Origin of the sequence: Pseudomonas sp. Irchel s3f7 (assembly GCF_900187615.1) — a bacterium.
GTDB lineage: Bacteria > Pseudomonadota > Gammaproteobacteria > Pseudomonadales > Pseudomonadaceae > Aquipseudomonas.
Genome location: NZ_FYDO01000047.1, coordinates 1 through 23,597, shown reverse-complemented (window position 1 = coordinate 23,597; position 23,597 = coordinate 1). Strand labels below are relative to the sequence as shown.

Genomic DNA, 23,597 nt, shown 5'->3' with positions numbered 1-23,597 from the left:
GATCGTGATTTTCGGGGTACTTCCAATGTCGCTGCCCGCTTTGCTCGAACAACGTTTGCGTTTGCCTGTGGTGGCAGCGCCGATGTTTCTCATCTCCAACCCGCAATTGGTGCTGGCCTGCTGTCGCAACGGCGTGGTCGGCAGTTTTCCGGCCCTGAACCAACGCGAAAGCAGCGGGTTCAAGGCCTGGCTGGAAGAGATCGAAGCCGGGTTGGCGACCATGGACAACCCCGCACCCTACGCCGTGAACCTGATCGTCCATAACAGCAACCCACGGCTGCAAGCGGATCTGGAGATTTGCGTCGAACACAAAGTGCCGATCGTGATCACCAGCCTCGGCGCCGTCAAAGAACTGGTCGACGCGGTCCACAGCTACGGTGGACTGGTATTCCACGACGTCACCACCCGACGCCATGCCGAGAAAGCCGCCGAAGCCGGCGTGGACGGATTGATCGCTGTGGCCGCCGGTGCCGGTGGGCATGCCGGGACCTGGAGTCCGTTTTCGTTGATTGCCGAAATCCGCCAGTTCTTCGACAAGACCCTGCTGCTGGCTGGCTGCCTGAACCACGGTCACGAAATTCTCGCCGCGCAGTTGCTCGGTGCGGATTTGGCCTACTTCGGTACGCGCTTTATCGGCACCACCGAAAGTCATGCGCCTGACGCCTATAAAGAGATGCTGCTGGCAGCCAGAGCTGCTGACATCATCCATACTCCAGCGGTGTCAGGCGTTCCGGCGAGTTTTATGCGTCAAAGTCTGGAAGCCGCCGGTTTCGATATGTCTGCGCTGCAAGGCAAAGGCGAGATCAACTTCGGCTCCAAGCTCAAACCCATCAGCGATGAAGCCAAAGCCTGGAAAACCGTGTGGTCCGCGGGCCAGGGTGTCGGTGAGATCGATGATCTGCCAAGTGTTGATCAATTGGTCGCGCGTCTTGATGCGGAGTATCGCAAGGCACTTGAGCACGCGGCACAGCTACCCAAGCGCTGGCCACGTTGACAGTAACCCTTGGCCAGCCTGAATCGGCTGGCCTTGTGCGCGCCCAGGCCTGGATTTATTTTTTCAATCACTCGCGACAAGGATGCTACGAACATGGGCGAAAACCGTTTCAAGATCGTATTCGAAGGTGCGTTGCAGCCCGGTGTTGATATCGCCACTGCAAAGCTCAATCTTGCCGGGCTGTTCAACAGTGACGTGACGGCGATCGAACGCCTGTTCACCGGCCGACCGGTTGCACTCAAACGTGACCTGAGCCAGGTTGACGCTCAGGCCTATCTGCAAGCGCTGAACAAAACCGGGATCGACGCCCGCATCGAGACCGAGCCATCTGTAGAGCCGAACCTTGACGAGGTTCACGAGCATCACGGTGCTACTTCCGTCGATCCTCTGTCGCCTTACGCCCCACCCCGCGCAGACCTTGGAACAACCACCGCAGAATTCGCCACGCTCAAGCCATTCAGTTTCGAAGGGCGTATCGGTCGCTTGCGCTACCTGGCCTGGACGATGGTCCTGACCCTGATTCTCATGGCGGTTTGCGGGGTGTTTGTAGTGCTCGCCCTGGCCTTTATCGGTACCGACTCAACCGCAGGCCTGATTTTGGGTGGCCTGTTCGCTTTGATCCTGTTTGTCGCGTTCGTCTTCGTCGGCATTCAGTTCGCTGTCCAACGACTGCACGACATTGGCTGGTCGGGCTGGTTGTGGCTGATCAATCTCGTTCCGTTTGTAGGCAGTTTCTTTCCGCTTGTCACCACGGTAATGCCCGGCAACACTGGCCCCAATCGTTATGGTCCGCCACCTCCGCCCAACAGCACCGCGGTCAAGGTGCTGGCTTCGTTGTGGCTGGCGTTCGTAGCGCTGATGGTGGTGAGTATGTTGGCCGGTGGCTTCTCGACCCTTCAGCGAGGATTTGAAAACGCCGCTCAGAGCAACTACGACAGCAGCGCAGTCATCACCGAAGAAATCGACGTCGAGGCACAACCGGTGCCAAATTCCTCCGACGATGCAGCCGAAGACACCCCGCCCCCTGTAGACTCTGCGAAAGAATGAACAGCGCTCCTGGCCCGTGACACCTGCGTCGCGGCGTGGAGCTGTTGCGATGGAGAACTGCATGTCCCGTTACGCTCTGATCACTGGCGCATCCAGCGGCATCGGCCTGGCAATGGCAGAAGCCCTGGCACGGCGCGGCCGAAACCTGATTCTGGTGGCCCGACAACGTGATCAGCTGGAAAGTATTGCGATTGAACTGACTCAGCGCTTTGGCGTGGAAGTGCTGTTTCGCGCCTGCGACCTGGGTGAACCGCTGCGCCTGTCCGGGTTCCTGCTGGAACTGGAAGAAGGTGAGCGGCAGATCGACCTGCTCGTCAACTGTGCCGGCATCGGTACATGCGGCCCGTTCCTGGCCCAGGACTGGATGACAGAGCAGGACTTGATCGAAGTGAACATCCTCGCCCTTACCCGCCTCTGCCACGCCATCGGCAACAGCATGGCGTTGCAGGGCGGCGGGCAGATTCTGAACGTCGCCTCGGTGGCGGCGTTCCAGCCGGGACCGTGGATGAGCACTTACTACGCCAGCAAGGCCTATGTGCTGCATTTTTCCGAAGGTTTGCGAGTCGAGCTGGAAAAATGTGCGGTAAAGGTTTCGGTACTCTGCCCCGGCCCCACCCGCACGGCGTTTTTCCGCACGGCGCAGCTGAACACGGAGAAATTGACCGACAGCAAATTGCTGATGAGTCCTGAAGAAGTGGCGCTGTACACCGTGCGCGCCCTGGAAAAGAATCGGGCGATCATTATTCCGGGACGACGCAATCGCTGGCTCGCCTTCCTCCCCCGTCTCGGCTCTCGCTGGCTGACCCGCACCATCGCCGGCATGATCAACAAGGCTTACTGCCCGCGCTGATCAACATCAAGGTAAAAGGCTGGGCGCTGGCATAACCCGTGAGTACACTCAGGCCAGCCCAAACAACGGAGAAAACAGCTGTGGATACTCTGTTCACCAAGATCATCAACCGGGAAATCCCGGCGAAGATCATTTACGAGGACGACCAGGTTCTGGCCTTCCACGACATCGCCCCGCAGGCGCCGGTGCATTTTCTGGTGATCCCGAAAAAACCGGTGCGCACCCTGAACGACCTGACCGAGGCCGACAAGGCATTGGCCGGGCACATTCTGTTCACCGCCCAGCGCCTGGCCCTGGAACTGGGGTGCGAAAAAGGTTTCCGCGTCGTGATGAACTGTAATGAAGAAGGCGGACAAACTGTCTATCACATTCATATGCATGTGCTGGGTCAGCGCCAGATGCATTGGCCGCCGGGCTGAGTCCAGGCTCGCAAAAAATCGCAGCCTTCGGCAGCTCCTTGTATCGCGAACCTGCCGAAGGCTGCGATCTTTTCATCTTGACCCAGCGCAAACCTTCCTCGGCCGATTGGGTTAAACTGGCCGCCGAGATTCCTCCGGAGGTCAGCATGACTACCCAACGTCACTACTCGCCAATTGACCGTCTTCTGCTGCAAGCAGACGCCGCGATGCGTACTTTGTTGCCCTCCAGTGGCCACCCGTACCGTCCGTCGCCGGCCATCGTGCAGCCGGACGCAAAAATGAGCGACGAAGACACCCGCCACGTTGCCGGCCTGATGCGTATCAACCATACCGGCGAAGTCTGTGCCCAGGCGCTGTACCAAGGCCAGGCGTTGACCGCCAAGCTGCCGCAAGTGCGTGCCGCCATGGAACACGCCGCCGAAGAAGAAATCGACCATCTGGTCTGGTGCGAACAACGCATCCATCAGTTGGGCAGCCACACCAGCATTCTTAATCCGCTGTTCTACGGCATGTCGTTCGGGATTGGTGCCGTTGCCGGTTTGATCAGTGACAAGGTCAGCCTGGGTTTTGTCGCAGCGACTGAAGACCAGGTATGCAAGCACCTGAACGAACATCTGGAACAACTGCCGGCCGAGGACGAAAAGTCCCGGGCGATTCTCAAGCAAATGCGCATTGATGAAGAGCAGCATGCCGAAAGCGCGCTGGATGCGGGCGGGTTCCGTTTTCCGGCGCCGGTGAAGTTCGGGATGAGTCTGATGGCCAAGGTGATGACCAAGAGTACTTATCGGATCTGAGGGTTCTGTTGCGTGACAGGGCCTCTTCGCAGGCAAGCCCGCTCCTACAGGGGTTTGCGACGGACATGAAAAAGGCGACCGAGGTCGCCTTTTTTTGTGTTCGAGAATCTTACGACATGTTGCGTGCGTAGAAGATTTCGAGCATTTCGTGCTTCACCCGCTCGGTCACCTGAGTGCGCTGCCCAGAGGACAGGCTGCTGGTGGCGTCGCCGAACAGGTAGTTATCCAGTTCGAAGTTCTTCAGCAGCATTTTGGTGTGGAACAGGTTTTCCTGGTACACGTTCACGTCGGTCATCTGGTACGCGTCGCGAGTGTCTTCGGAAAGGTAGTTCTGGATCGAATTGATCTCGTGGTCGATGAAGTGCTTTTTGCCTTCAACGTCACGGGTGAAACCGCGCACACGGTAATCCACAGTCACGATGTCCGAATCGAACTGGTGAATGAGGAAGTTGAGCGCTTTAAGCGGTGAAATAACCCCACAAGTCGACACGTCGATATCCACACGGAAGGTTGCAATACCGTCGACCGGATGGATTTCCGGGTAGGTGTGCACCGTGATGTGGCTCTTGTCGAGGTGGGCCAGGATGATTTCCGGCAGCGGGCCCGGGGACTCTTCGATCTGACTCTCGGTCGGGGTTACCGGCTCTTCGGAGATCAGGATCGTGACGCTGGCGCCCTGTGGCTCATAGTCCTGACTGGCAATATTCAGGATGTTGGCACCAATGATATCGACAACTTCCGTGAGGATCTGCGTCAGGCGTTTGGCGTTGTACTCTTTATTGATGTACTCGACGTAAGCCTGTTGGTCTTGCGGGGTTTCCGCGTAGCAGATGTCATAGATGTTGAAGCTCAAGGTCTTTGTCAGGTTATTGAACCCGTGGAGCTTGAGTTTGCTTTTCACCGTTAGAAACTCTCTGTGTGTTTGCGGCCCGGCCGCGTGATCAAGCATGCCCGTCAGATGCGAACAACGCACCTGCGTAGGACGGTTAACACCTCTTCGCGATGGCGATTTTGGTTGTCTGTTCGGATGCGCAACCAGTCGGATGACCAGCTACGACCCTGAAAAAAGTGGCGCATTATGCAGACGTCCGCTTGGGATCGCCAGAGTCTGCACTGCTTTTATGATAGTTGAATGTCGATTCAACCGAGTTCGATGATCTCGTAGTCGTGGGTGATCGCCACGCCTGCCGCACCGAGCATGATCGACGCCGAGCAATATTTCTCGGCGGACAGCTCGATGGCGCGTTTGACCTGGGCTTCTTTCAAGCCGCGGCCCTTGACCACGAAATGCATGTGGATCTTGGTGAACACCTTTGGATCTTCGGTCGCACGCTCGGCTTCGAGGAAGGCTTCACAGCTTTCCACTGCCTGGCGGGACTTCTTGAGGATGCTGACCACATCGAAATTGCTGCAACCGCCGACACCCAGCAGGAGCATTTCCATCGGCCGGACACCCAGGTTACGACCGCCGGCATCGGGCGGACCGTCCATGACCACGACATGACCGCTACCGGATTCGCCGAGGAACATGGCTTCGCCAGCCCATTGGATGCGTGCCTTCATCGCCAAGACTCCACTGTTTAAAAAAGGGTCGCCAGCTTAGCACAGGGCCCTTGATTGGCAGCGGTTGCGTTCCTAGGACATAACCATTAGCCCCATAGGTAATTTCTCGAATATTGTAGGAAGTGTCTGATAAGCTGGCGCCAATTCGCTGACGCAGCGTCAGCCTTGTCGCTGTTTTTTCCGCTCATAAAAAAACCAAATACACCGTGCAGTTTTTTCGGGATACAACCATGGTTGCTCTTGCCCCCACCCCCAGGATCAAAAACCTCGACAAGCTGTTGATGCATTGCCAACGCCGTCGCTATCAGGCCAAGAGCAACATCATTTGCGCCGGTGACCGATCGGAGACGCTGTTCTTCATCATCAAAGGATCGGTCACCATCCTGATCGAAGATGACGATGGTCGGGAGATGATCATCGCGTACCTGAATGCCGGGGACTTCTTTGGCGAACTGGGCCTGTTCGAACAGGCAGGCCTGGAGCAGGAGCGAAGCGCCTGGGTGCGGGCAAAGGTCGAATGCGAAGTCGCGGAAATCAGCTATGCGAAGTTCCGTGAATTGTCGCAGCTGGATCCAGACATTCTTTACGTGCTGAGCGGACAAATCGCACAACGCCTGCGCAACACCACACGCAAGGTCGGTGACCTGGCGTTCTTCGACGTCACCGGTCGCGTTGCGCGTTGCTTGCTGGAGCTGTGCAAGCAGCCGGACGCCATGACTCACCCCGACGGGATGCAGATCAAGGTAACCCGTCAGGAAATCGGGCGGATTGTCGGTTGCTCGCGAGAGATGGTCGGTCGCGTGCTCAAGGATCTGGAAGAACGCAACCTGGTGGACGTCAAAGGCAAGACCATGGTGGTCTTCGGCACGCGATAAGCTCGAAAAGCTAGCGGCTGAACATCTGCTCGAGCACCAGCCGGTAAAGCTCATCGAGACGCGCCAGCGCATCCGGTGCGGTGTATTTCTCATGCAGGGCGATGTGGCTTTCGGCGCGCACCCGTTGTTCGAGCCCACACGCCTCGTTGAAGCGGTTGACCGCCGCAACCATCGACTCTCGCTCGTTATCGATCAACATCGCACCGTGCACCAGTCCCACCGGACGTTGACCGCCCTGACTCTGACGCCAGCGCTGGGCGGTACCGACCATCTTGCGTCCGTCCAGGTTGACGTTGAAGCGGCCATCGCAGAACGCTCCCTCGATTTCACCCAGGGACGATCTGCCGCCCAACTCATCCAGCATCTGACAGATCGGATCGCACAAACGGCGGTAGCCGGATTCGATGCGGTTCAAGTCGCCTTCGCTGCGGGGTGGGGCGTAGACCAGGGCGATGTTGATCGTGGTGGCTGATTGCGGGACAGGTTCGCCACCGGTATCGCGCAACAACACGGGCCAGCCTGCTGCCGCCGACACCTCACATGCCGATTCAAAACCTGGCAGGCGACTCAAGCGGCGCGGCATGACCAAGGCTTGATCGCTTGGTTGCCAGAACAGCAGGCCGAAATTGTCGTCGCCGGCACAGACTGATGCCAGCAAGTCCTGTTCGGCTTGCAAGCCCGCTTCGATGGTCAGGGAGACAGGTGAGGTCATAAGGGAATCCGTCGGACACAACGTCTGTGGTGTTTCTTATGCCGCTATCGCGAGCAAGCTCCTACAGGGGATTTGCTTACGCCAAAAATCCAATGTAGAAGCGCACTTGCTCGCGATGCTTTTTAGTCGAGGGTCGAACCGCTGACAGGCACGCCGCGCTCAGGGAAGAACAAACGCTGCAACTCAGTGCCCGGGCTTTCAGCGCGCATGAATGCTTCACCGACCAGGAACGCGTAGACGTCGCTGATTTCCATCAACTCGACATCGGCGCGGTTGAAGATGCCGCTTTCGGTGATCACCAAACGATCGCGAGGGATACGCGGCAGCAGGTCGAGCGTGGTTTCGAGGCTGACGTCGAAGGTGTGCAGGTTGCGGTTGTTGATGCCGACCAGCGGAGTGTCGAGGGTTTTCAATGCCCGCTCCAACTCGTCGCCATCGTGGACTTCCACCAGCACATCGAGATTGACGCTTTTGGCCACGGCCGCCAGCTCGGCCATTTTCACGTCATCCAGTGCGGAAACGATCAACAGCACGCAATCGGCGCCCAAGGCGCGCGCTTCGACGATCTGGTACGGATCGATCATGAAATCCTTGCGGATCACCGGCAGGCTGCACGCCGCTCGTGCCTGTTGCAGATACGCGTCAGCCCCCTGGAAGAAGTCGATATCGGTGAGCACCGACAGGCAGGTTGCGCCGCCCTTCTCGTAGCTTTTAGCGATGTCGGCGGGAACGAAGTTCTCACGGATCACGCCTTTGCTCGGCGAAGCCTTCTTGATTTCAGCAATGACTGCCGGCTGTTTCAGCTTGGCCTGAGCCAGCAGCGCCTTGGCAAAACCACGGGGTGCATCGGCCGCCTTGGCCAGACTTTCCAGCTCGGCGAGGCTGACGCGAGCGCGACGCTCGGCAACTTCCTCAACCTTGCGCGCCAGAATGTTTTCCAGAACCGTCGGCACACTCATCCCTCATTCTCCACTTTGAATACCGCGGTAAACGCACCCAGCTCCTCGAGTTTTTCCCGAGCGAGGCCGGTGTGCAGCGCATCGTGCGCCAAGGCAACGCCTTCTTTGAGACTGCTGGCATGGTCGGCGGCGTACAGCGCGGCACCGGCATTGAGCATGATCATCTCGGCAGCCTTCTGACCGTTTTCGGTCTTGCGCTTGCCCAGGGCATCGCGAATCAGTTCCAGGGACGCCTCCGGGCTTTCGACCGCCAGCCCATGCAGACTCTGGCTCTTCATGCCAAGGTCTTCCGGTTCGACCCAATACTCGGTGATCTGGTCGTCTTTCAGTTCGGCGACAAAGGTCGGCGCTGCGAGGCTGAACTCGTCCAGACCATCCTTCGAATGCACCACCAACACGTGCTTGCTGCCCAGGCGCTGCAACACTTCAGCCAATGGCCGGCACAGCGTTTGGGTGAACACGCCCACCACCTGGTGTTTAACACCGGCCGGATTCGTAAGCGGGCCGAGCATGTTGAACAAAGTGCGCAAGCCCAGGTCCTTGCGCGGACCCGCGGCGTACTTCATGGCACGGTGGTGAGTCTGGGCAAACATGAAGCCGATGCCGACGTTGTCGATGCAACGCGCGACTTGCACCGGCGTCAGGCTCAGGTAGATACCCGCCGCCTCCAGCAGGTCGGCACTGCCGCTCTTGCCCGAGACCGCGCGGTTGCCATGCTTGGCCACGGTGCAACCGGCCGCCGAGACTACGAAGGCCGAAGCCGTCGACACGTTGAAGATGTTCGCGCCGTCGCCGCCGGTGCCAACCACATCGACTACACCGTGGAGGGTCTTGAGCTCGACCTTGTCTGCCAGCTCACGCATGACCGATACGGCGCCGACGATTTCGTCGATGCTTTCGCTCTTCATGCGCATGGCCATCATGAACGCGCCGATCTGCGCGTCCGTGCATTGTCCGGTCATGATTTCACGCATCACATCGCGCATTTCTTCGGTGCTGAGGTCGAGGTGTTCGACGATACGGCCCAGGGCTGTCTTGATATTCATGAGTCGTCCTTAGCGCGTGCCGCCGGTTTGTTTGAGGAAGTTGGCGAACAGTTCGTGGCCCTGCTCGGTGAGGATCGACTCAGGGTGAAACTGCACGCCCTCGATGTTCAAGGTCTTGTGGCGCAGGCCCATGATCTCGTCGACCGAGCCGTCTTCAAGCTGGGTCCAGGCGGTCAGCTCGAGGCAATCGGGCAGGGTTTCGCGTTTGACGATCAATGAATGATAGCGCGTGACCGTCAGCGGACGGTTCAAACCTTCGAATACACCTTTGTCCTCGTGGAACACCGGGCTGGTTTTGCCGTGCATGACCTGACGGGCACGCACCACATCGCCGCCAAAGGCCTGACCGATGGACTGATGGCCCAGGCACACGCCCAGAATCGGCAGCTTGCCGGCGAAATGCTTGATCGCTTCGATCGAGATGCCGGCTTCGGTCGGGGTGCAGGGACCGGGCGACACAACAATGCGCTCAGGGTTGAGGGCTTCGATTTCGGCGATGGTGAGTTCATCGTTGCGCACGACTTTGACCTGGGAGCCGAGCTCACCAAGGTATTGCACAACGTTGTAGGTAAAAGAGTCGTAGTTATCGATCATCAGCAACATGGCGTTAAGAACCTCTTGAATTCACTGACTACTAATACGGCGCTCGATTGCATCGCCCGCAGCGTCCAGCGCTTGATCGCTCAAGGCGGCCGGCATACGGGCAGTCATCGGTCAGCCTTGCGGAGTTTGTTCAGCCAGCGCCACGGCGCGGAACATGGCGCGGCGCTTGTTCAGGGTTTCTTCCCATTCCAGCGCCGGCACCGAGTCGGCGACGATGCCGCCACCGGCCTGTACGTGCAGTTCGCCGTCCTTGATCACCGCCGTGCGGATCGCAATCGCGGTGTCCATGTTGCCGTTCCAGGCGAAGTAACCGACCGCGCCGCCATACACGCCACGCTTGACCGGCTCCAGTTCGTCGATGATTTCCATTGCACGAATTTTCGGTGCGCCAGACAAGGTGCCCGCCGGCAGAATCGCCCGCAGTGCATCCATCGCCGTCAGCCCGGCTTTCAATTGCCCGGTGACGTTGGACACGATGTGCATCACGTTGGAGTAACGCTCGATGACCATCTTCTCGGTCAGTTTCACCGAGCCGATTTCCGAAACGCGACCGGTGTCGTTACGACCCAGGTCGATCAGCATCAAATGCTCGGCGATTTCCTTGTCGTCGGACAGCAAGTCCTTTTCCAGCGCCAGATCCGCCTCTTCGCTGGCGCCCCGTGGACGGGTGCCGGCAATCGGGCGCACGGTGATCAGGTTGTCTTCGACCCGCACCAGCACTTCTGGTGAACTGCCGACGACGTGGAAGTCGCCGAAGTTGAAGAAGTACATGTATGGCGTCGGGTTGAAGCAGCGCAGCGCACGGTACAGATCAATCGGCGCGGCCTTGAAGTCGATCGACATGCGCTGGGACGGCACGACCTGCATGCAGTCACCGGCCAGGATGTATTCCTTGATGGTGTCGACGGCTTTTTCGTAATCGTTCTGGGTGAAGCTCGAACGGAAGACTGGATCAGCCGACTGTTGCTGGCTGAAATCCAGGCCACGGCGCGGGGTGATCGGCTGACGGAGTTTTTCCAGCAGCGCCTCCAGGCGGGCGCGACCTTGTTCGAAAGCATCTTCCTGCGCCGGATCGGCCAGGACGATGGCGTGCATCTTGCCAGCGAGGTTGTCGAACACCACCACGGCGTCGGACACCATCAGCAGAATGTCCGGCACGCCCAGCGGATCCGGGTTCGGGCACTTGCCCAGACGCTTCTCCACATAACGCACGCAGTCATAGCCGAAGTAACCCACCAGGCCGCCGTTGAAGCGCGGCAGGCCGGCGATGGTCGGCACGTTGTAGCGGGCCTTGAAGGTCTCGACGAAGGCCAGCGGGTCTTCGACGTCGTGGCTTTCGGTCTCGATGCCATCGACGGTCACGCTGACGTGATGATCGTGAACCCGCAGCACGGTGCGGCACGGCAGGCCGATGATCGAGTAACGGCCCCACTTCTCGCCGCCCTGTACGGATTCCAGCAGGTAGGAATTGGGCTCGTCGGCCAGTTTCAGGTAGATCGACAACGGCGTGTCGAAGTCAGCCAGGGTTTCACAGGCAAGCGGGATACGGTTATAGCCGGCAGCGGCCAAACGCAGGAATTCTTCGCGGATCATGAGGTGCCTCGTGGCATGAGGGTCAAACGGTCAGGTGTGCAAACGCGCCGGATTACCGGCCAGGATCAAGTCAGGCGCGCCAACGCCAGCGGGCCAGGGCCTTCATGACTTTCATCCAGAGTTTGCGAGTGACCACCACGATGGCGTTTCCAGAAGGGGGTTTAACAGCGTCGGCCAACGTTATCTCAGCGGCCGGATCCAGGCAACCGGGAATTAGCATGCGCAGATCATCGATCACCAGGGCCGGTGACTCTTCGGCAATCGGTCGTCCGTGGTTATAGCCGTAGCTCAGGGCGACGCACTGGACCCCCGCGGCTTTCGCCGCCAGCACATCGCTGCGCGAATCGCCGACGAACAAGGACTGCGACGCCGGAATGTTGGCCATTTTCATCACGAAAAACAGCGCAGCCGGGTCGGGTTTTTGCTGTGGCAGGGTGTCACCACCGATGATCCAGCGGAAATACCGGCCGATCTTCATCTGATCCAGCAGCGGCGCGACGAATCGCTCCGGCTTGTTGGTGATCAGCGCCATCTCGACACCCTGCTTTTTCAGCCAGCGGAGGGTGTCACGAACGCCGGGATAGACCACGGTCAGCTCATGGCTTTCGCCATAGGCCTGCATGAAATACTCCAGCGCCCGCTCGGCTTCGCTGTCATCAACCGCCGAATGATCGATGCCGCCGGCCAGTGCACGACGCACCAGCACCGGCGCGCCATTGCCGACCCATTCGCGCACGGCCCCAAGGCCCGCAGGCTCGCGACCGAGTTTGAGCAGCATGTTATCCACAGCCGCCGCCAGGTCCGGGACCGAATCGATCAGCGTACCGTCCAGATCGAACATCACCAGCCGTGGCAGACGCCCCGGAAAAAGCTGCTCAAAACCACTCATGGGCGCGCCAGTGCCAGTTCGGAGCGCATCTTGTCGATGACTTCCTGATAGTTCGGCGCATTGAAAATGGCCGAGCCGGCGACGAAGGTGTCAGCACCGGCCGCGGCGATTTCACGAATGTTGTTCACGTTCACGCCGCCGTCGATTTCCAGGCGGATGTCACGGCCCGAAGCATCGATCAATGCCCGCGCTTCACGCAGCTTGTCGAGGGTGCCGGGGATGAATTTCTGCCCGCCGAAGCCTGGGTTGACGCTCATCAGCAAGATCATGTCGACCTTGTCCATCACGTACTTGAGCACGTCCAGCGGGGTCGCCGGGTTGAACACCAGGCCCGACTTGCAGCCGCCTTCGCGGATCAGTTGCAGGGAGCGATCGACGTGCTGGCTGGCTTCCGGGTGGAAGGTGATGTAGGTCGCACCGGCTTCGATGAAGTCGCCAACGATGCGGTCCACAGGGCTGACCATCAGGTGCGCGTCGATCGGCGCAGTCACGCCGTACTTGCGAAGCGCCGCACAGACCATCGGGCCGATGGTCAGGTTGGGCACGTAGTGGTTATCCATGACATCGAAGTGCACGAAGTCGGCGCCGGCGGCCAGGACGTTATCCACTTCTTCACCCAGGCGGGCGAAGTCGGCGGAGAGAATCGACGGAGCAATTACGAAGGGCTGCATGACGCACCTTTTCTGAGCAGAATCACGATGGCGCGCATTGTATACCTCATACTTTGGCGCGCGCACCGTGAGCGCGATGATTGGACCTGGCCATCATCCCTGATCAGCGAAGGCCCTAGTACGCCGCGCGATAGATCTTTTCGATATCGACGGCATTCAGCTTGCGCGGATTGTTGCGCATCAGGCGCTCGATCCCCGCCGCTTCCACGGCCATGGCCGGGATGGCGTCTTCGGGAACGCCGAAACTGCGCAACCCCTGTGGAATCTCCACTGCCGCGCACAATTCAGTCATGGCAACCACGGCTTTGTCCGCCGCCTCATTGGTACTCAGGTGAGCGGTCTGCACCCCCATGGCCTCAGCGATATCCTGCATGCGCTCGACACAGGCCATCTTGTTCCAGGTCATGACATAGGGCAGGAGCAAGGCATTGCTCACCCCGTGCGCAATGTTGAACCGCCCGCCCAGCGGGTACGCCAGCGCATGCACCGCGCCGACCCCGGCATTACCGAATGCCATGCCCGCCATCAGGCTGGCGGTGGCCATGTCTTCCCGGGCTTGCAGGTTCGACGGGTTGGCGTATGCCTTGGGCAATGCCTTGGTGATCAGTTTGATGGCGCCAATCGCCAGCGCGTCGGTAATCGGCGAGGCGTTGACCGACAGATAGGATTCGATGGCATGCACCAAGGCATCGACACCACTGGCGGCGGTGACGCTGCGTGGGCACGTCAGGGTCATCTGCGGGCTGACCAGCGCCACATCGGGCAGCAAATAATCGCTGACGATGCCCTTCTTCAGCTGCGCGACCTTGTCGGAAAGAATCGCCACATTGGTCACTTCCGAGCCGGTGCCGGCAGTGGTCGGAATGGCGATCAGCGGTGGGCCTTTGCGCGGCACCTGGTCGACGCCGAACAGATCCTCCAGCGCGCCGTGATAACCCGCATAGGCAGCCACACTCTTGGCGATGTCGATGGCACTGCCGCCGCCGAGGCCGATCAAACCGTCATGCCCGCCATCGCGATAGACCTGCATGCAGTCTTCGACGATGGCGATTTCCGGGTCCGGCAACACGCGATCAAAAATTTCGTACGTCCGCCCCCCGAGCTGCGCCAGAGCGAGCTCTACCGTGCCGGATTTGACCAGCGCGGCGTCGGTGACGATCAGTGGGTTGTCGATATCCAGACGCGTGAGTTCGGCAGCGAGTTGCTCGATAGCCCCTGCGCCGGTGATCAGTTTGTGAGCGATTTTGAAAGAGGAAAGACCCATGTGCGCAGCCTCTTATAGGTAGGGGAGCTGGGCACAATAGTAGCTGGGGATTGCGGGTTGTCTGCCATTCAGGTCATGAATGACCCACGCCTGACACGACCCTGTAGGAGCCGGCTTGCCGGCGAAAGCGGTGTATCAGGCACACCGCGTTGCACCATTCGCCAGCAAGCCGGCTCCTGCAAGAAGCGGTATCAGACCTGCGCGGTACGCAGTTTTTCGCTACGGCCTCGCAGCCATTCCAGGGTCAGCAACAGCACCACCGAGAACGCGATCAGCAGCGTCGCGGCGGCGGCGATGGTCGGGCTGAGGTTTTCGCGGATGCCGCTGAACATCTGCCGTGGCAAGGTCGCCTGCTCGGGACCAGCGAGGAACAGTGTCACCACCACTTCGTCGAACGAGGTCGCGAAGGCGAACAGTGCACCGGAAATCACACCCGGCGCGATCAACGGCAACGTCACGCGACGGAACGCGACCAGCGGCGAAGCACCGAGGCTCGCAGCGGCACGCACCAGATTGTGGTTAAACCCCTGCAACGTCGCCGACACAGTGATGATCACAAACGGCACACCCAGCACCGCATGCACCACGATCAACGAGAAGAAGCTGTTACCCAATCCCAGCGGAGCAAAGAACAGGTAACTGGCCACACCGATGATCACCACCGGCACCACCATCGGCGAAATCACCAACGCCATCACCAGCGCTTTGCCGGGGAAGTCGCCCCGGGTCAGGCCGATCGCCGCCAGTGTGCCGAAGACCATGGCCAGCACGGTGGCCGCCGGGGCGACAATGATGCTGTTCTTCAGGGCGCGCATCCATTCTGCCGAGGCGAAGAAGTCTTGGTACCACTGCAGCGAGAAGCCTTGCAGCGGGTACACCAGGAAACTGCCGGAGTTGAACGACAGCGGAATGATCACCAGCACCGGCAGGATCAGGAACAACAGAATCAAGCCGCAGAGAATCCGCAAGCTGTAGAACCACACCCGTTCGATGGGCGACATGTAAGGACTCAGCATTTCGTTTTCCCCTTAGCTCAGGCGCAGGCGGCTCGCGCCCACCAGCCAGCTGTAAATCAGATAAAGCACGACCGTCGCCAACAGCAGCAGCCCACCGAGTGCGGTCGCCATGCCCCAGTTGATGCTGGTGTTGGTGTAGAAGGCGACGAAGTAGCTGACCATTTGATCGTTCGGGCTGCCCAGCAGAGCCGGGGTGATGTAGTAGCCGATGGCGAGGATGAACACCAACAGGCAACCGGCGCCGACACCGGCATAGGTCTGCGGGAAGTAGACCCGCCAGAAACTGGCGAACGGATGGCAGCCGAGAGAAATCGCGGCGCGCATGTAGGTCGGCGAGATGCCTTTCATCACGCTGTAGATCGGCAGGATCATGAACGGCAGCAGGATGTGCACCATCGAGATGTAGACACCGACGCGGTTGAACACCAGCTCGATCGGTTTATCGATGATGCCCATGGCCATCAGGCCGCTGTTGATCAGGCCACCCGATTGCAGCAACACGATCCACGCCGCGACCCGCACCAGGATCGACGTCCAGAATGGCAGCAGCACCAGAATCATCAGCAGGTTGCTCTGCCGCGACGGCAGATTGGCCAACAGGTACGCCAGTGGATACGCCAGCACCAGGCAGATCACGGTAATGACCAGACCCATCCAGAAGGTGCGGGCGAAAATGTCGAGGTAGATCGCCTGGTCCGGGGTGGCCGGGGCGATTTCGCCGAGGTCGTCGATGCGGTGATCGACAGCCGCGAGCAGGTAATACGGGGTGATGCTGCTGGTGTTGCGGCGAACTGCTTGCCAGTAGGCCGGGTCGCCCCAACGCTCGTCGAGACCTTCCAGCGCTTCTTTATAAGAAGCTGGTTCGGTGGCGAACGGCAAGGCGCGGGCGGTTTTGGTCAGCAGGCTGCGGTAGCCGGCCAGTTCCATGTTCAGGCGTTTGGACAGATCGCCCAGGGTCTGATTCTTGCGAGCCTCGGCGAGGTCTTCGGCCGCTGCTTTATAAACCGGTTCAGCGGGCAGGCCTCGGCCATCCCAGCTGGCGATGGCGGTCACGGTGCGCGGCATGCCGCCGACCACTTCGGGGTTGCCAACGCTTTTGTAGAGCAGCGCCACGATCGGCACCAGGAACACCAGCAACAGAAACAGCACCAGCGGCGCGATCAGCGCCTGGGCCTTCCAGCGGTTGACCCGCTCGGCGTGCTTGAGCCGTTGCTTCAAGGTGGGGTCAGTGCCCGCGTTCACGGGAACGGCGATAGCCATGGCGTACTCCGGAAATCTTTGATCGTTACAGAGGTGGCGCTTCTTGAGGACAAGGCCACCTCTGTTCTTGATAACACTCATCACCTGTAGGAGCCTGGCTTGCCAGCGATGAACGATAACGGGGTCTGGCTGATACACCGTGTCGCCCGGATCGCTGGCAAGCCAGCTCCTACAGGTTCAATCGCTGCTTACTTCGCCGCCCAGGAATTGAAGCGCTGTTCCAGTTGCTCGCCGTTGTCAGCCCAGAAGCTGACGTCGATCTGCACCTGGTTGGCGATGTTTTCCGGGGTGGTCGGCATGTCTTTCAGGACATCCTTGGCCAGCAACGGTACGGCCTGGATATTCGCCGGGCCGTAAGCGATGTTTTCCGAGTAGGTCTTCTGCTGCTGCGGCTGTACCGAGAAGGCGATGAATTTCTTCGCCGCTTCGGCGCGCTTGGCGTCCAGACCTTTTGGAATGGCCCATGCGTCGAAGTCGTAGATGCCGCCGTTCCACACCACTTTCAGGTTGCTTTCTTTTTGCACGGCAGCGATGCGGCCGTTGTAGGCCGAGCTCATGACCACGTCACCGGAAGCGAGGTACTGCGGCGGTTGTGCGCCGGCTTCCCACCACTGAATGCTTGGCTTGAGCTCATCGAGTTTCTTGAACGCGCGGTCCTGACCCTCTTTGCCGGCCAGCACTTTGTAGACGTCTTTCGGCGCAACGCCGTCGGCCATCAGTGCGAATTCCAGGGTGTACTTGGCGCCTTTACGCAGGCCACGCTTGCCCGGGAACTGCTTGGTGTCCCAGAAATCCACCCAACTGGTCGGTGCGGTTTTCAGCTTGTCGGCGTTGTAGGCCAACACGGTCGACCACACGAAGAAGCCCACGCCGCATGGCTGGATGGCGCCTTTGACGTAGTCTTCGGTTTTGCCGAACAGCGCCGGGTCCAGTTGCTCGAACATGTCTTCGTCGCAACCACGGGACAGTTCTGGCGACTCAACCTCTACCAGGTCCCAGGACACGCTCTTGGTGTCGACCATGGCTTTGACCTTGGCCATTTCACCGTTGTACTCGCCGGCGACGATCTTGCCGTTGCCTGCCGCTTCCCACGGTGCGTAGAAGGCTTTGACCTGCGCGGCCTTGTTCGCCCCGCCAAATGACACCACGGTCAGGTCCGGGCCCGCGGCCATTGCGCCAGACGCGCCGATCATGCCCAGTGCCAATGCGGTGAATTTCAGGGATCTCAACATTTATTGTTCTCTCCACGTGCAGGGTTGGTGTTGGTATTGCCGGGGCGATCAATGCGCCTCTAGAAGTGGATCGAGCGCGCGAACGTGCTCAACCTGCCAGCCAAGCGGTACCACGTCGCCGACGGCGAGCGAGGGATCAAGCTCGGCAATCGGCTGTTTCACAAAGAAGTCGGTCTTGCCGCAGACTTCCAGGCGAACCCGGACGTGGTCGCCCAGATAGATGAATTCCTCGACACGCCCGGAGAAGCGGTTGACGCATTGGTCGCTGGAGCCGTTGAGGCTCACGCGCTCCGGACGAATCGACAGGGTCACCGGCTCGCCGGTCTGGCCGACGTTGACCGCCAGGGCCTCCACCTTCTCGCCGCGTCCGAGTTCGACAATGCAACGGTCGCCGGTCTGGCTGTGCAGGCGGCCATTGAGACGGTTGTTCTCGCCGATGAAGTTGGCGACGAACGTGTTTTTCGGCTCTTCGTAGAGGGTGCGCGGCGGCGCGATCTGCTGGATTTCGCCCTGATGGAACACCGCCACGCGGTCGGACATGGTCAAGGCTTCGCCCTGGTCGTGGGTCACGTAGACCACGGTCACGCCCAGTCGCTGGTGCAGGTGTTTGATCTCCATCTGCATGTGTTCACGCAGTTGCTTGTCGAGGGCGCCGAGGGGTTCGTCCATCAGCACCAGTTGCGGTTCGAACACCAATGCGCGAGCCAATGCCACTCGCTGCTGCTGACCGCCGGACAGTTGTGCCGGGTAACGCTGGGCGAAGGCATCGAGCTGCACCATGCTCAGCACACGCTTGACCTTGTCGCTGACGTCACTCTTGTTCATGCCGCGCACGGTCAGCGGGAAGCCCAGGTTCTCGGCCACGGTCATGTGCGGGAACAACGCGTAGTTCTGGAACACCATGCCGATGTCACGCTTGTGTGGCGGCACGTTGTTGATGGAGCGCCCGGCCAGCAGGATTTCGCCCGCGGTCGGTGTCTCGAAACCGGCGAGCATCATCAGGCTGGTGGTCTTGCCGGAGCCGGACGGCCCGAGCAAGGTGAGGAATTCGCCTTTGCGAATGTCCAGGTTGAGGTCCTTGACGATCAGGTTCTCGCCGTCGTAGCTCTTCTGCACTCCACGAAAGCTGACCAGAACATCATTGGCCCCTGCGCTTGAATCGACCTGGCTCATACCCACACCTTTGTTGTTGATGACTGCTGTGGACTAAGCCTAGTGGACGCTGGGGACCACGCAAATCGGGGCGCAAGAGAGATTGGCCTCAGCCGGATGGAAGGTTGGGGGTAGGGATTGCCCTACAAGGATGGCGCGATTGGATAGAGGCAGCGGCAAGCTTGCAGCTACAAGCCGCAAGCACAGGCAAAAGCAATGTTTTGAGGTGTCGCAAATGGATATGCCAGCACGAACCCTGTAGGAGCCGGCTTGCTGGCGATAGCGATTTCAATGACGCCATCGCCAGCAAGCCGGCGCCTACAGGAGATTCGGTGCGCTCAGAGGAGCTTGTGTTCCATGGCGTACTTCACCAGTTCCGCCAGCGACGTGATGTTGAGCTTCTGCATTAACCGCGCCTTGTGGGTGCTGATGGTCTTGCTGCTGAGCGCCAGTTGCTGGGCGATGTCGTTGACGTTGGCGCCCTGGGCCAGGCGCTCGAACACCGAGAACTCGCGCTCCGAAAGCAGCGAGTGCAATGGACGCGAATCGGTCAACCCCACTTCGAAGACCATGCGGTCCGCCAGGTCCGGGTCAATGTAACGCCCGCCTGCCGCCACCTTGCGAATGGCCATTAGCAACAACGACGGGTCGCTGTCCTTGGTCGCATAACCGGCCGCCCCGACTTTCAGGGCTCGCGCAGCCATCTGCGCTTCGTCGTGCATCGATAGCACCAGAATTGCCGGAGGATTGTTCAGCGCACGAATCCGCGGAATCGCCTCCAGACCGTTGACGCCCGGCATGGAGATGTCCAGCAGCACCACTTCGCAGGGCACATGACGCAAGGTTTCGAGCAACTGTTCGCCGTTGCTCGCCTCCCCCACCACCAGCAGATCCTTGGCCAGGCCGATCAACTGCTTGATGCCTTCACGGACGATGGTGTGGTCTTCGGCTACCAGTACACGGATCACGTTCTTCTCCAGATTCAAGATCATTCGCGAGCTTGTTCGCAAAAGCGTCAGCACAGACACCACAAACTCTTCAGGCTTCGTCCAAAGGCACGCGCACCTCTAATGTCGTGCCCTCACCCGGTTCACTTTGCAGCGACAACTCGCCGCCCAGGATCAAGACCCGCTCACGCATTCCGACAATCCCAAACGACGTCGGCCTGCCAAGCGCGGCGACAAATCCTACGCCATCATCACTGACCGTCAGACACAACTCGTCACCTTCCAACGCCAGTGTCAGCTCAACAGTATGCGCCTGGGCGTGACGCATGACATTGGTCAGCGCTTCCTGAAGGATCCGGAACAAGCCAATGGCCTTGGCATCACTGAGTACCGGCAGATTGTCCGGCACCTGCACCAGACACGGAATCTGCGTACGCGCCTCGAATCGTCGAGCCTGCCATTCAATGGCCGAAGCGATGCCCGCATCGAGAATCGGCGGACGCAACGCCGTCGCCACATCACGCACCAACTGGAACAACTGCGCGATCAGGCGCTTCATGCTGGTCAACCGCTCATTCAGACCGGGGTCGAGCTGGGCGTAGGCCAATTCGCACATCGACGTTTCCAGTTTGAGCACCGTCAACATCTGACCCAGCTCGTCGTGAACTTCCCGGGCGATGCGCGCCTTTTCCTCTTCCCGCACGCTCTCCAGATGCGCGGACAACTCGCGCAGTTGCTCCCGGGAACTGGCCAGTTCCAGCTCGATACGCTTGCTCTCGCTGATGTCCCAGACAATTCCGTCCCAGACATAAGCACCGTCTTCAAGCTGACGGGTGATCGCCTTGATTTCCGCCCAGCGCTGCTCGCCCTGACGCGTGAGGATGCGACCTTGCCAGGACCAGTCGCTGTCGGTGTCCAGCGCATGGTCCTGAGTCTGGCGATAGCTGGCCTTGTCGTCCGGATGCACCAGGCTGCGCAAGCCTTTGTCACGATGAGCGAGGGTCGCCGGCGAGTAACCCACCAGGCTCTCACTGCCTTCACTGATGTAGGCAAAATCGATCTGACCGGTCACCGGCGCCCGCTCCAGGCGAAAGACCAGTCCAGGCACGTTCGCCGCGATACCTTGCAGCCGCGCTTCACTCTCCTGCAACGCGGCCAGTGCGCGGCGACGTTCGGTGACGTCGTTGAGGTAGACCACCAGATACTCACCCTCGCGAAAGCGCAGGAAACTCAACGAGACATCGGCTGGCAGGAGGCTGCCATCGGCACGCACGCAGGTGGTTTCGAAACTTTGCGGCCCTTCGTCACTGGCGCGGGCGCGCTTCCACAGGTTCAACCAGCGGTCCATGTGCAGGCCCGGTTCGAAGTCGATCAACGGCCGATCGATGATCGCGCCCGGTGCATAACCGAGCATGCTTTCCGCCGCACGATTGGCATAGCGCACGTGGCTGTCCCAATTGACCCACAGGATGCCGACGGTGCTTTGATCAATCGAAAACTGCGTGAGCCGCAACGCCTCTTCGCTGGCGGCACGCAAGGCAATATCTTCCTGAGCGGCCGACAGGCGCAGCTCCAGGCTGTGCTGCTGGCGGCGTTGCCAGGCCACGATGGCCATGCAACTCAGCGCCAGCACGACCAGCAGCAGGCACAGGTTTTGCCAAAACCCGGGGGACTCGGTCAGCCGTGGATACTTGGGTTGCAGCCATTGATTGTGCAGTTGCTCAAGATCCTTGGCCGGGATGGCCCGCAACGCGCTTTCGACGATGCCGGCGAGCTCCGGTTTGTCGCGCCGAGTGGCCACGCGCAACAATTGCGGCAGGCCGATATCACCGACCACCACCAGCCCGGCGAACTCCGGTTCTACGGACAACCGCCCCAGTTGCGCCTCATCCACCACCGCATAACCGGCCTGCTGGCTTGCCAGCAGTTGCAGTGCCTGACGTTCGACCGGCACGCCTTGCAGGTTCAAGTGAGGATAGTTACTACGCAGATAGTCGGCGGTGGCGCTGGGCATGCGCACGGCGACACGGGTCTGGCTGTCGAGTTTTTCCAGCTCCACCGCACCGGTGCTTTTCTGGTCGCTGACCACCAGTTGCGGCACGCGCATGTACGGATCGGAAAACTGCCAGAGACGCAGGCCGCCAGGAGTCTGTGTCAGCCCGGGAGCGATATCGATCTCGCCTTCACGCGCGGCGGCTTCCAGTTGTTCAAGGTCAGGAAAATTGCGCCAGCTCAGCTCGACATTCAGGGTCTTGGCCAGCCATTTCATCAACTCGACATTGGCCCCTGACAGGCGCTGCAAGCGGCGATCGTATTGCGCATAGGGCACCTGTAACACCAACCCGACCCGCAACTCACTCTGCTGCGCCAGCCATTGCTGTTGTTGCGGCGACAGCTGCGCAACATGCGCCGGGGGCGCGGCGGCCGCCCAACCCATCAAGGGAAACCACAAACAGCCGATAACCCACAGGCAGCGAAAACGCATCATCGAACTCTCACACACTGACAAATACTGACCAACCCATTAGGCTGCCGGAATAACTTCTGGCCTGGAAAATCCGATGCTCCCTGTCTATCGCCTGGCACTGCCAGCATTGTGCCTGTCGCTGATCCTGCCTTGTGCTTTTTCCGTTCAGGCCGCCGATCTGGCGCCTGCCGCAACGGAAAAACCTGCCGAAGAAAAACCGCTCGAACGTCAGCCGTTGCCTGAGCGTAGTCAGGAAGAGGCGACAGCACTTGTACGAAAAATTCCGACTCAGGAACAGCAACAACTGCAGGCCGGTACCGACACGTTTCTGGCTCTGTGGAAACCTGCCAATACCGCCGAACCCAAAGGCGCGGTCGTTATCATCCCCGGCGCTGGCGAAACCGCTGACTGGCCGCAAGCTATCGGACCGCTGCGACGCAAGTTGCCGGACGCCGAGTGGAGCAGCCTGAGTATCACCTTGCCGGACCTGCAAAGCGATGCCATTACGCCACGAATCGCAGAAGCGCCCCCCGCGCCCAAGGCACCCGAGGTCGGCAGCAAAGACTCGACCACCGCGACCCCCATCGAACAGGCTGCCGGTGGTGAAGCAGAGGTACCCGACAAGGTCATCGCCGAAACCAGCGAGGAGCAGAGCAACGCCGATGCCGAGCGCATCTTTGCCCGTATCGACGCGGCGCTGGCCTTCGCGGAACAGCAAAGCGCTCGCCGCATCGTGCTGTTGGGTCATGGCACCGGCGCGTACTGGGCGGCGCGCTATATAAGCGAGAAGCAGCCCTCGCAAGTCGAGCGCTTTGTCATGATCGCCGCGCAAACACCTGTTCAGGCGAAACCCGAACTGGATGCACTGGCGCCGAACCTGAAACTGCCGACCGCCGATATTTTCTACATGGACAAGCCGCTGGATCGCAATGCAGCGCTGGCCCGCCTGCAAGCCAGCAAACGGGTGAAGACGTCGGCATTCAGCCAGGTTTCGCTCAAGGCATTGCCTGACAAAAAGGCTGAGCAGGAACAACTGTTCCGTCGGGTACGGGGCTGGTTGAATCCTCAGCCGGCGACAGACTGACAGATTGCGCCACCTTCATCGCAGGCAAGCCACGCTTGTATGTTTAGACTTGAAGGGGTGGGTGGGACTAAAGCCTCGCTTCTGACTCTGACCAGTACAGACCGTGGGAGACATCGTCCCACCCCTTCACCTAATGCGCCGATAAGGAATGCATCGGCTC

General features: G+C 59.9%; 23 protein-coding genes. 7 read left to right on the top strand and 16 right to left on the bottom strand.

Going from position 1 to position 23,597, the window contains the following annotated elements; translation table 11 throughout:
- The first annotated feature begins 25 nt into the window (after positions 1–25).
- The 5 genes from CKW19_RS27425 (at position 26) to coq7 (ending at position 4,104) form a co-directional block, all read left to right on the top strand.
- Complete coding sequence (locus CKW19_RS27425) at positions 26–994, top strand: nitronate monooxygenase family protein (protein ID WP_095061573.1); 969 nt, start codon at positions 26–28, stop codon at positions 992–994.
- Positions 995–1,087: 93 nt separating this feature from the next.
- Positions 1,088–2,041 carry a DUF805 domain-containing protein gene (locus CKW19_RS27420; protein ID WP_095061571.1) on the top strand — a complete coding sequence of 318 codons (954 nt, stop codon included), beginning with the start codon at positions 1,088–1,090 and terminating at the stop codon, positions 2,039–2,041.
- Positions 2,042–2,102: 61 nt separating this feature from the next.
- Positions 2,103–2,891 carry an SDR family oxidoreductase gene (locus CKW19_RS27415; RefSeq protein WP_095061569.1) on the top strand — a complete coding sequence of 263 codons (789 nt, stop codon included), beginning with the start codon at positions 2,103–2,105 and terminating at the stop codon, positions 2,889–2,891.
- 80 nt (positions 2,892–2,971) lie between these two features.
- Positions 2,972–3,310, top strand: a complete 339-nt coding sequence (locus tag CKW19_RS27410) for a histidine triad nucleotide-binding protein (RefSeq protein WP_095061567.1) — start codon at positions 2,972–2,974, stop codon at positions 3,308–3,310.
- 146 nt (positions 3,311–3,456) lie between these two features.
- Positions 3,457–4,104, top strand: coding sequence for a 2-polyprenyl-3-methyl-6-methoxy-1,4-benzoquinone monooxygenase (coq7, locus tag CKW19_RS27405; RefSeq protein WP_095061586.1), 648 nt, complete (start codon positions 3,457–3,459; stop codon positions 4,102–4,104).
- Positions 4,105–4,213: 109 nt separating this feature from the next.
- Here coq7 and speD read toward each other — a convergent pair whose 3' ends face one another.
- Positions 4,214–5,005, bottom strand: a complete 792-nt coding sequence (gene speD, locus CKW19_RS27400; protein ID WP_095061565.1) for an adenosylmethionine decarboxylase — start codon at positions 5,003–5,005, stop codon at positions 4,214–4,216.
- A gap of 239 nt (positions 5,006–5,244) precedes the next feature.
- Positions 5,245–5,667: an OsmC family protein gene (locus tag CKW19_RS27395; protein ID WP_007941657.1), complete on the bottom strand. Its 423-nt coding sequence runs from the start codon at positions 5,665–5,667 to the stop codon at positions 5,245–5,247.
- Between the two features lie 230 nt (positions 5,668–5,897).
- Between CKW19_RS27395 and crp the strand changes: the two genes are divergently transcribed.
- Positions 5,898–6,542, top strand: coding sequence for a cAMP-activated global transcriptional regulator CRP (gene crp / locus CKW19_RS27390; RefSeq protein WP_095061563.1), 645 nt, complete (start codon positions 5,898–5,900; stop codon positions 6,540–6,542).
- Positions 6,543–6,552: 10 nt separating this feature from the next.
- Here crp and CKW19_RS27385 read toward each other — a convergent pair whose 3' ends face one another.
- From CKW19_RS27385 to CKW19_RS27320, 14 genes are all read right to left on the bottom strand, one after another.
- Positions 6,553–7,254 carry a lipoate--protein ligase family protein gene (locus CKW19_RS27385; RefSeq protein ID WP_095061561.1) on the bottom strand — a complete coding sequence of 234 codons (702 nt, stop codon included), beginning with the start codon at positions 7,252–7,254 and terminating at the stop codon, positions 6,553–6,555.
- A 122-nt stretch (positions 7,255–7,376) separates the two neighbouring features.
- Positions 7,377–8,213 carry an indole-3-glycerol phosphate synthase TrpC gene (gene trpC, locus CKW19_RS27380; protein ID WP_095061559.1) on the bottom strand — a complete coding sequence of 279 codons (837 nt, stop codon included), beginning with the start codon at positions 8,211–8,213 and terminating at the stop codon, positions 7,377–7,379.
- Positions 8,210–9,259, bottom strand: coding sequence for an anthranilate phosphoribosyltransferase (gene trpD, locus CKW19_RS27375; protein ID WP_095061557.1), 1,050 nt, complete (start codon positions 9,257–9,259; stop codon positions 8,210–8,212). Before trpD ends, trpC begins: the two co-directional genes overlap by 4 nt.
- A 9-nt stretch (positions 9,260–9,268) precedes the next feature.
- The gene (locus tag CKW19_RS27370; protein ID WP_007906885.1) at positions 9,269–9,862 is read right to left on the bottom strand and encodes an aminodeoxychorismate/anthranilate synthase component II; all 594 of its coding nucleotides are present in this window, start codon (positions 9,860–9,862) and stop codon (positions 9,269–9,271) included.
- 111 nt (positions 9,863–9,973) lie between these two features.
- Positions 9,974–11,455, bottom strand: a complete 1,482-nt coding sequence (gene trpE, locus CKW19_RS27365; RefSeq protein WP_095061555.1) for an anthranilate synthase component I — start codon at positions 11,453–11,455, stop codon at positions 9,974–9,976.
- A 70-nt stretch (positions 11,456–11,525) separates the two neighbouring features.
- On the bottom strand, positions 11,526–12,344 hold the full coding sequence (locus tag CKW19_RS27360) for a phosphoglycolate phosphatase (RefSeq protein ID WP_095061551.1): 819 nt from the start codon (positions 12,342–12,344) through the stop codon (positions 11,526–11,528).
- A complete protein-coding gene (rpe, locus tag CKW19_RS27355; protein WP_095061548.1) occupies positions 12,341–13,015 on the bottom strand; it encodes a ribulose-phosphate 3-epimerase in 675 nt (224 codons plus the stop codon). Before rpe ends, CKW19_RS27360 begins: the two co-directional genes overlap by 4 nt.
- Positions 13,016–13,130: 115 nt before the next feature.
- The gene (locus tag CKW19_RS27350) at positions 13,131–14,279 is read right to left on the bottom strand and encodes an iron-containing alcohol dehydrogenase (RefSeq protein WP_095061546.1); all 1,149 of its coding nucleotides are present in this window, start codon (positions 14,277–14,279) and stop codon (positions 13,131–13,133) included.
- A gap of 191 nt (positions 14,280–14,470) precedes the next feature.
- Positions 14,471–15,295 (bottom strand): ABC transporter permease, encoded by an 825-nt coding sequence (locus CKW19_RS27345; protein WP_095061544.1) that lies wholly within the window; start codon positions 15,293–15,295, stop codon positions 14,471–14,473.
- Positions 15,296–15,307: 12 nt separating this feature from the next.
- The gene (locus CKW19_RS27340) at positions 15,308–16,555 is read right to left on the bottom strand and encodes an ABC transporter permease (protein WP_095061543.1); all 1,248 of its coding nucleotides are present in this window, start codon (positions 16,553–16,555) and stop codon (positions 15,308–15,310) included.
- Positions 16,556–16,743: 188 nt separating this feature from the next.
- Positions 16,744–17,787, bottom strand: a complete 1,044-nt coding sequence (locus CKW19_RS27335; RefSeq protein ID WP_095061541.1) for an ABC transporter substrate-binding protein — start codon at positions 17,785–17,787, stop codon at positions 16,744–16,746.
- A gap of 48 nt (positions 17,788–17,835) precedes the next feature.
- Entirely contained in the window at positions 17,836–18,960 is a 1,125-nt protein-coding gene (locus CKW19_RS27330; RefSeq protein WP_095061539.1) for an ABC transporter ATP-binding protein, read from the bottom strand.
- Between the two features lie 317 nt (positions 18,961–19,277).
- A complete protein-coding gene (locus tag CKW19_RS27325) occupies positions 19,278–19,931 on the bottom strand; it encodes a response regulator transcription factor (RefSeq protein ID WP_177408861.1) in 654 nt (217 codons plus the stop codon).
- A gap of 46 nt (positions 19,932–19,977) precedes the next feature.
- The gene (locus tag CKW19_RS27320) at positions 19,978–22,374 is read right to left on the bottom strand and encodes a PAS domain S-box protein (protein WP_095061537.1); all 2,397 of its coding nucleotides are present in this window, start codon (positions 22,372–22,374) and stop codon (positions 19,978–19,980) included.
- A 73-nt stretch (positions 22,375–22,447) separates the two neighbouring features.
- Between CKW19_RS27320 and CKW19_RS27315 the strand changes: the two genes are divergently transcribed.
- Positions 22,448–23,437 (top strand): alpha/beta hydrolase family protein, encoded by a 990-nt coding sequence (locus CKW19_RS27315; RefSeq protein ID WP_095061535.1) that lies wholly within the window; start codon positions 22,448–22,450, stop codon positions 23,435–23,437.
- Positions 23,438–23,597 lie beyond the last annotated feature (160 nt).

Coding starts and splice junctions, on each gene's coding strand:
- CKW19_RS27425 (WP_095061573.1), top strand. CDS start 26: ATGTCGCTGCCCGCTTTGCTCGAACAACGTTTGCGTTTGCCTGTGGTG.
- CKW19_RS27420 (WP_095061571.1), top strand. CDS start 1,088: ATGGGCGAAAACCGTTTCAAGATCGTATTCGAAGGTGCGTTGCAGCCC.
- CKW19_RS27415 (WP_095061569.1), top strand. CDS start 2,103: ATGTCCCGTTACGCTCTGATCACTGGCGCATCCAGCGGCATCGGCCTG.
- coq7 (WP_095061586.1), top strand. CDS start 3,457: ATGACTACCCAACGTCACTACTCGCCAATTGACCGTCTTCTGCTGCAA.
- CKW19_RS27395 (WP_007941657.1), bottom strand. CDS start 5,667: ATGAAGGCACGCATCCAATGGGCTGGCGAAGCCATGTTCCTCGGCGAA.
- crp (WP_095061563.1), top strand. CDS start 5,898: ATGGTTGCTCTTGCCCCCACCCCCAGGATCAAAAACCTCGACAAGCTG.
- CKW19_RS27385 (WP_095061561.1), bottom strand. CDS start 7,254: ATGACCTCACCTGTCTCCCTGACCATCGAAGCGGGCTTGCAAGCCGAA.
- trpC (WP_095061559.1), bottom strand. CDS start 8,213: ATGAGTGTGCCGACGGTTCTGGAAAACATTCTGGCGCGCAAGGTTGAG.
- trpD (WP_095061557.1), bottom strand. CDS start 9,259: ATGAATATCAAGACAGCCCTGGGCCGTATCGTCGAACACCTCGACCTC.
- CKW19_RS27370 (WP_007906885.1), bottom strand. CDS start 9,862: ATGTTGCTGATGATCGATAACTACGACTCTTTTACCTACAACGTTGTG.
- trpE (WP_095061555.1), bottom strand. CDS start 11,455: ATGATCCGCGAAGAATTCCTGCGTTTGGCCGCTGCCGGCTATAACCGT.
- CKW19_RS27360 (WP_095061551.1), bottom strand. CDS start 12,344: ATGAGTGGTTTTGAGCAGCTTTTTCCGGGGCGTCTGCCACGGCTGGTG.
- rpe (WP_095061548.1), bottom strand. CDS start 13,015: ATGCAGCCCTTCGTAATTGCTCCGTCGATTCTCTCCGCCGACTTCGCC.
- CKW19_RS27350 (WP_095061546.1), bottom strand. CDS start 14,279: ATGGGTCTTTCCTCTTTCAAAATCGCTCACAAACTGATCACCGGCGCA.
- CKW19_RS27345 (WP_095061544.1), bottom strand. CDS start 15,295: ATGCTGAGTCCTTACATGTCGCCCATCGAACGGGTGTGGTTCTACAGC.
- CKW19_RS27340 (WP_095061543.1), bottom strand. CDS start 16,555: ATGGCTATCGCCGTTCCCGTGAACGCGGGCACTGACCCCACCTTGAAG.
- CKW19_RS27335 (WP_095061541.1), bottom strand. CDS start 17,787: ATGTTGAGATCCCTGAAATTCACCGCATTGGCACTGGGCATGATCGGC.
- CKW19_RS27330 (WP_095061539.1), bottom strand. CDS start 18,960: ATGAGCCAGGTCGATTCAAGCGCAGGGGCCAATGATGTTCTGGTCAGC.
- CKW19_RS27325 (WP_177408861.1), bottom strand. CDS start 19,931: ATGATCTTGAATCTGGAGAAGAACGTGATCCGTGTACTGGTAGCCGAA.
- CKW19_RS27320 (WP_095061537.1), bottom strand. CDS start 22,374: ATGATGCGTTTTCGCTGCCTGTGGGTTATCGGCTGTTTGTGGTTTCCC.
- CKW19_RS27315 (WP_095061535.1), top strand. CDS start 22,448: ATGCTCCCTGTCTATCGCCTGGCACTGCCAGCATTGTGCCTGTCGCTG.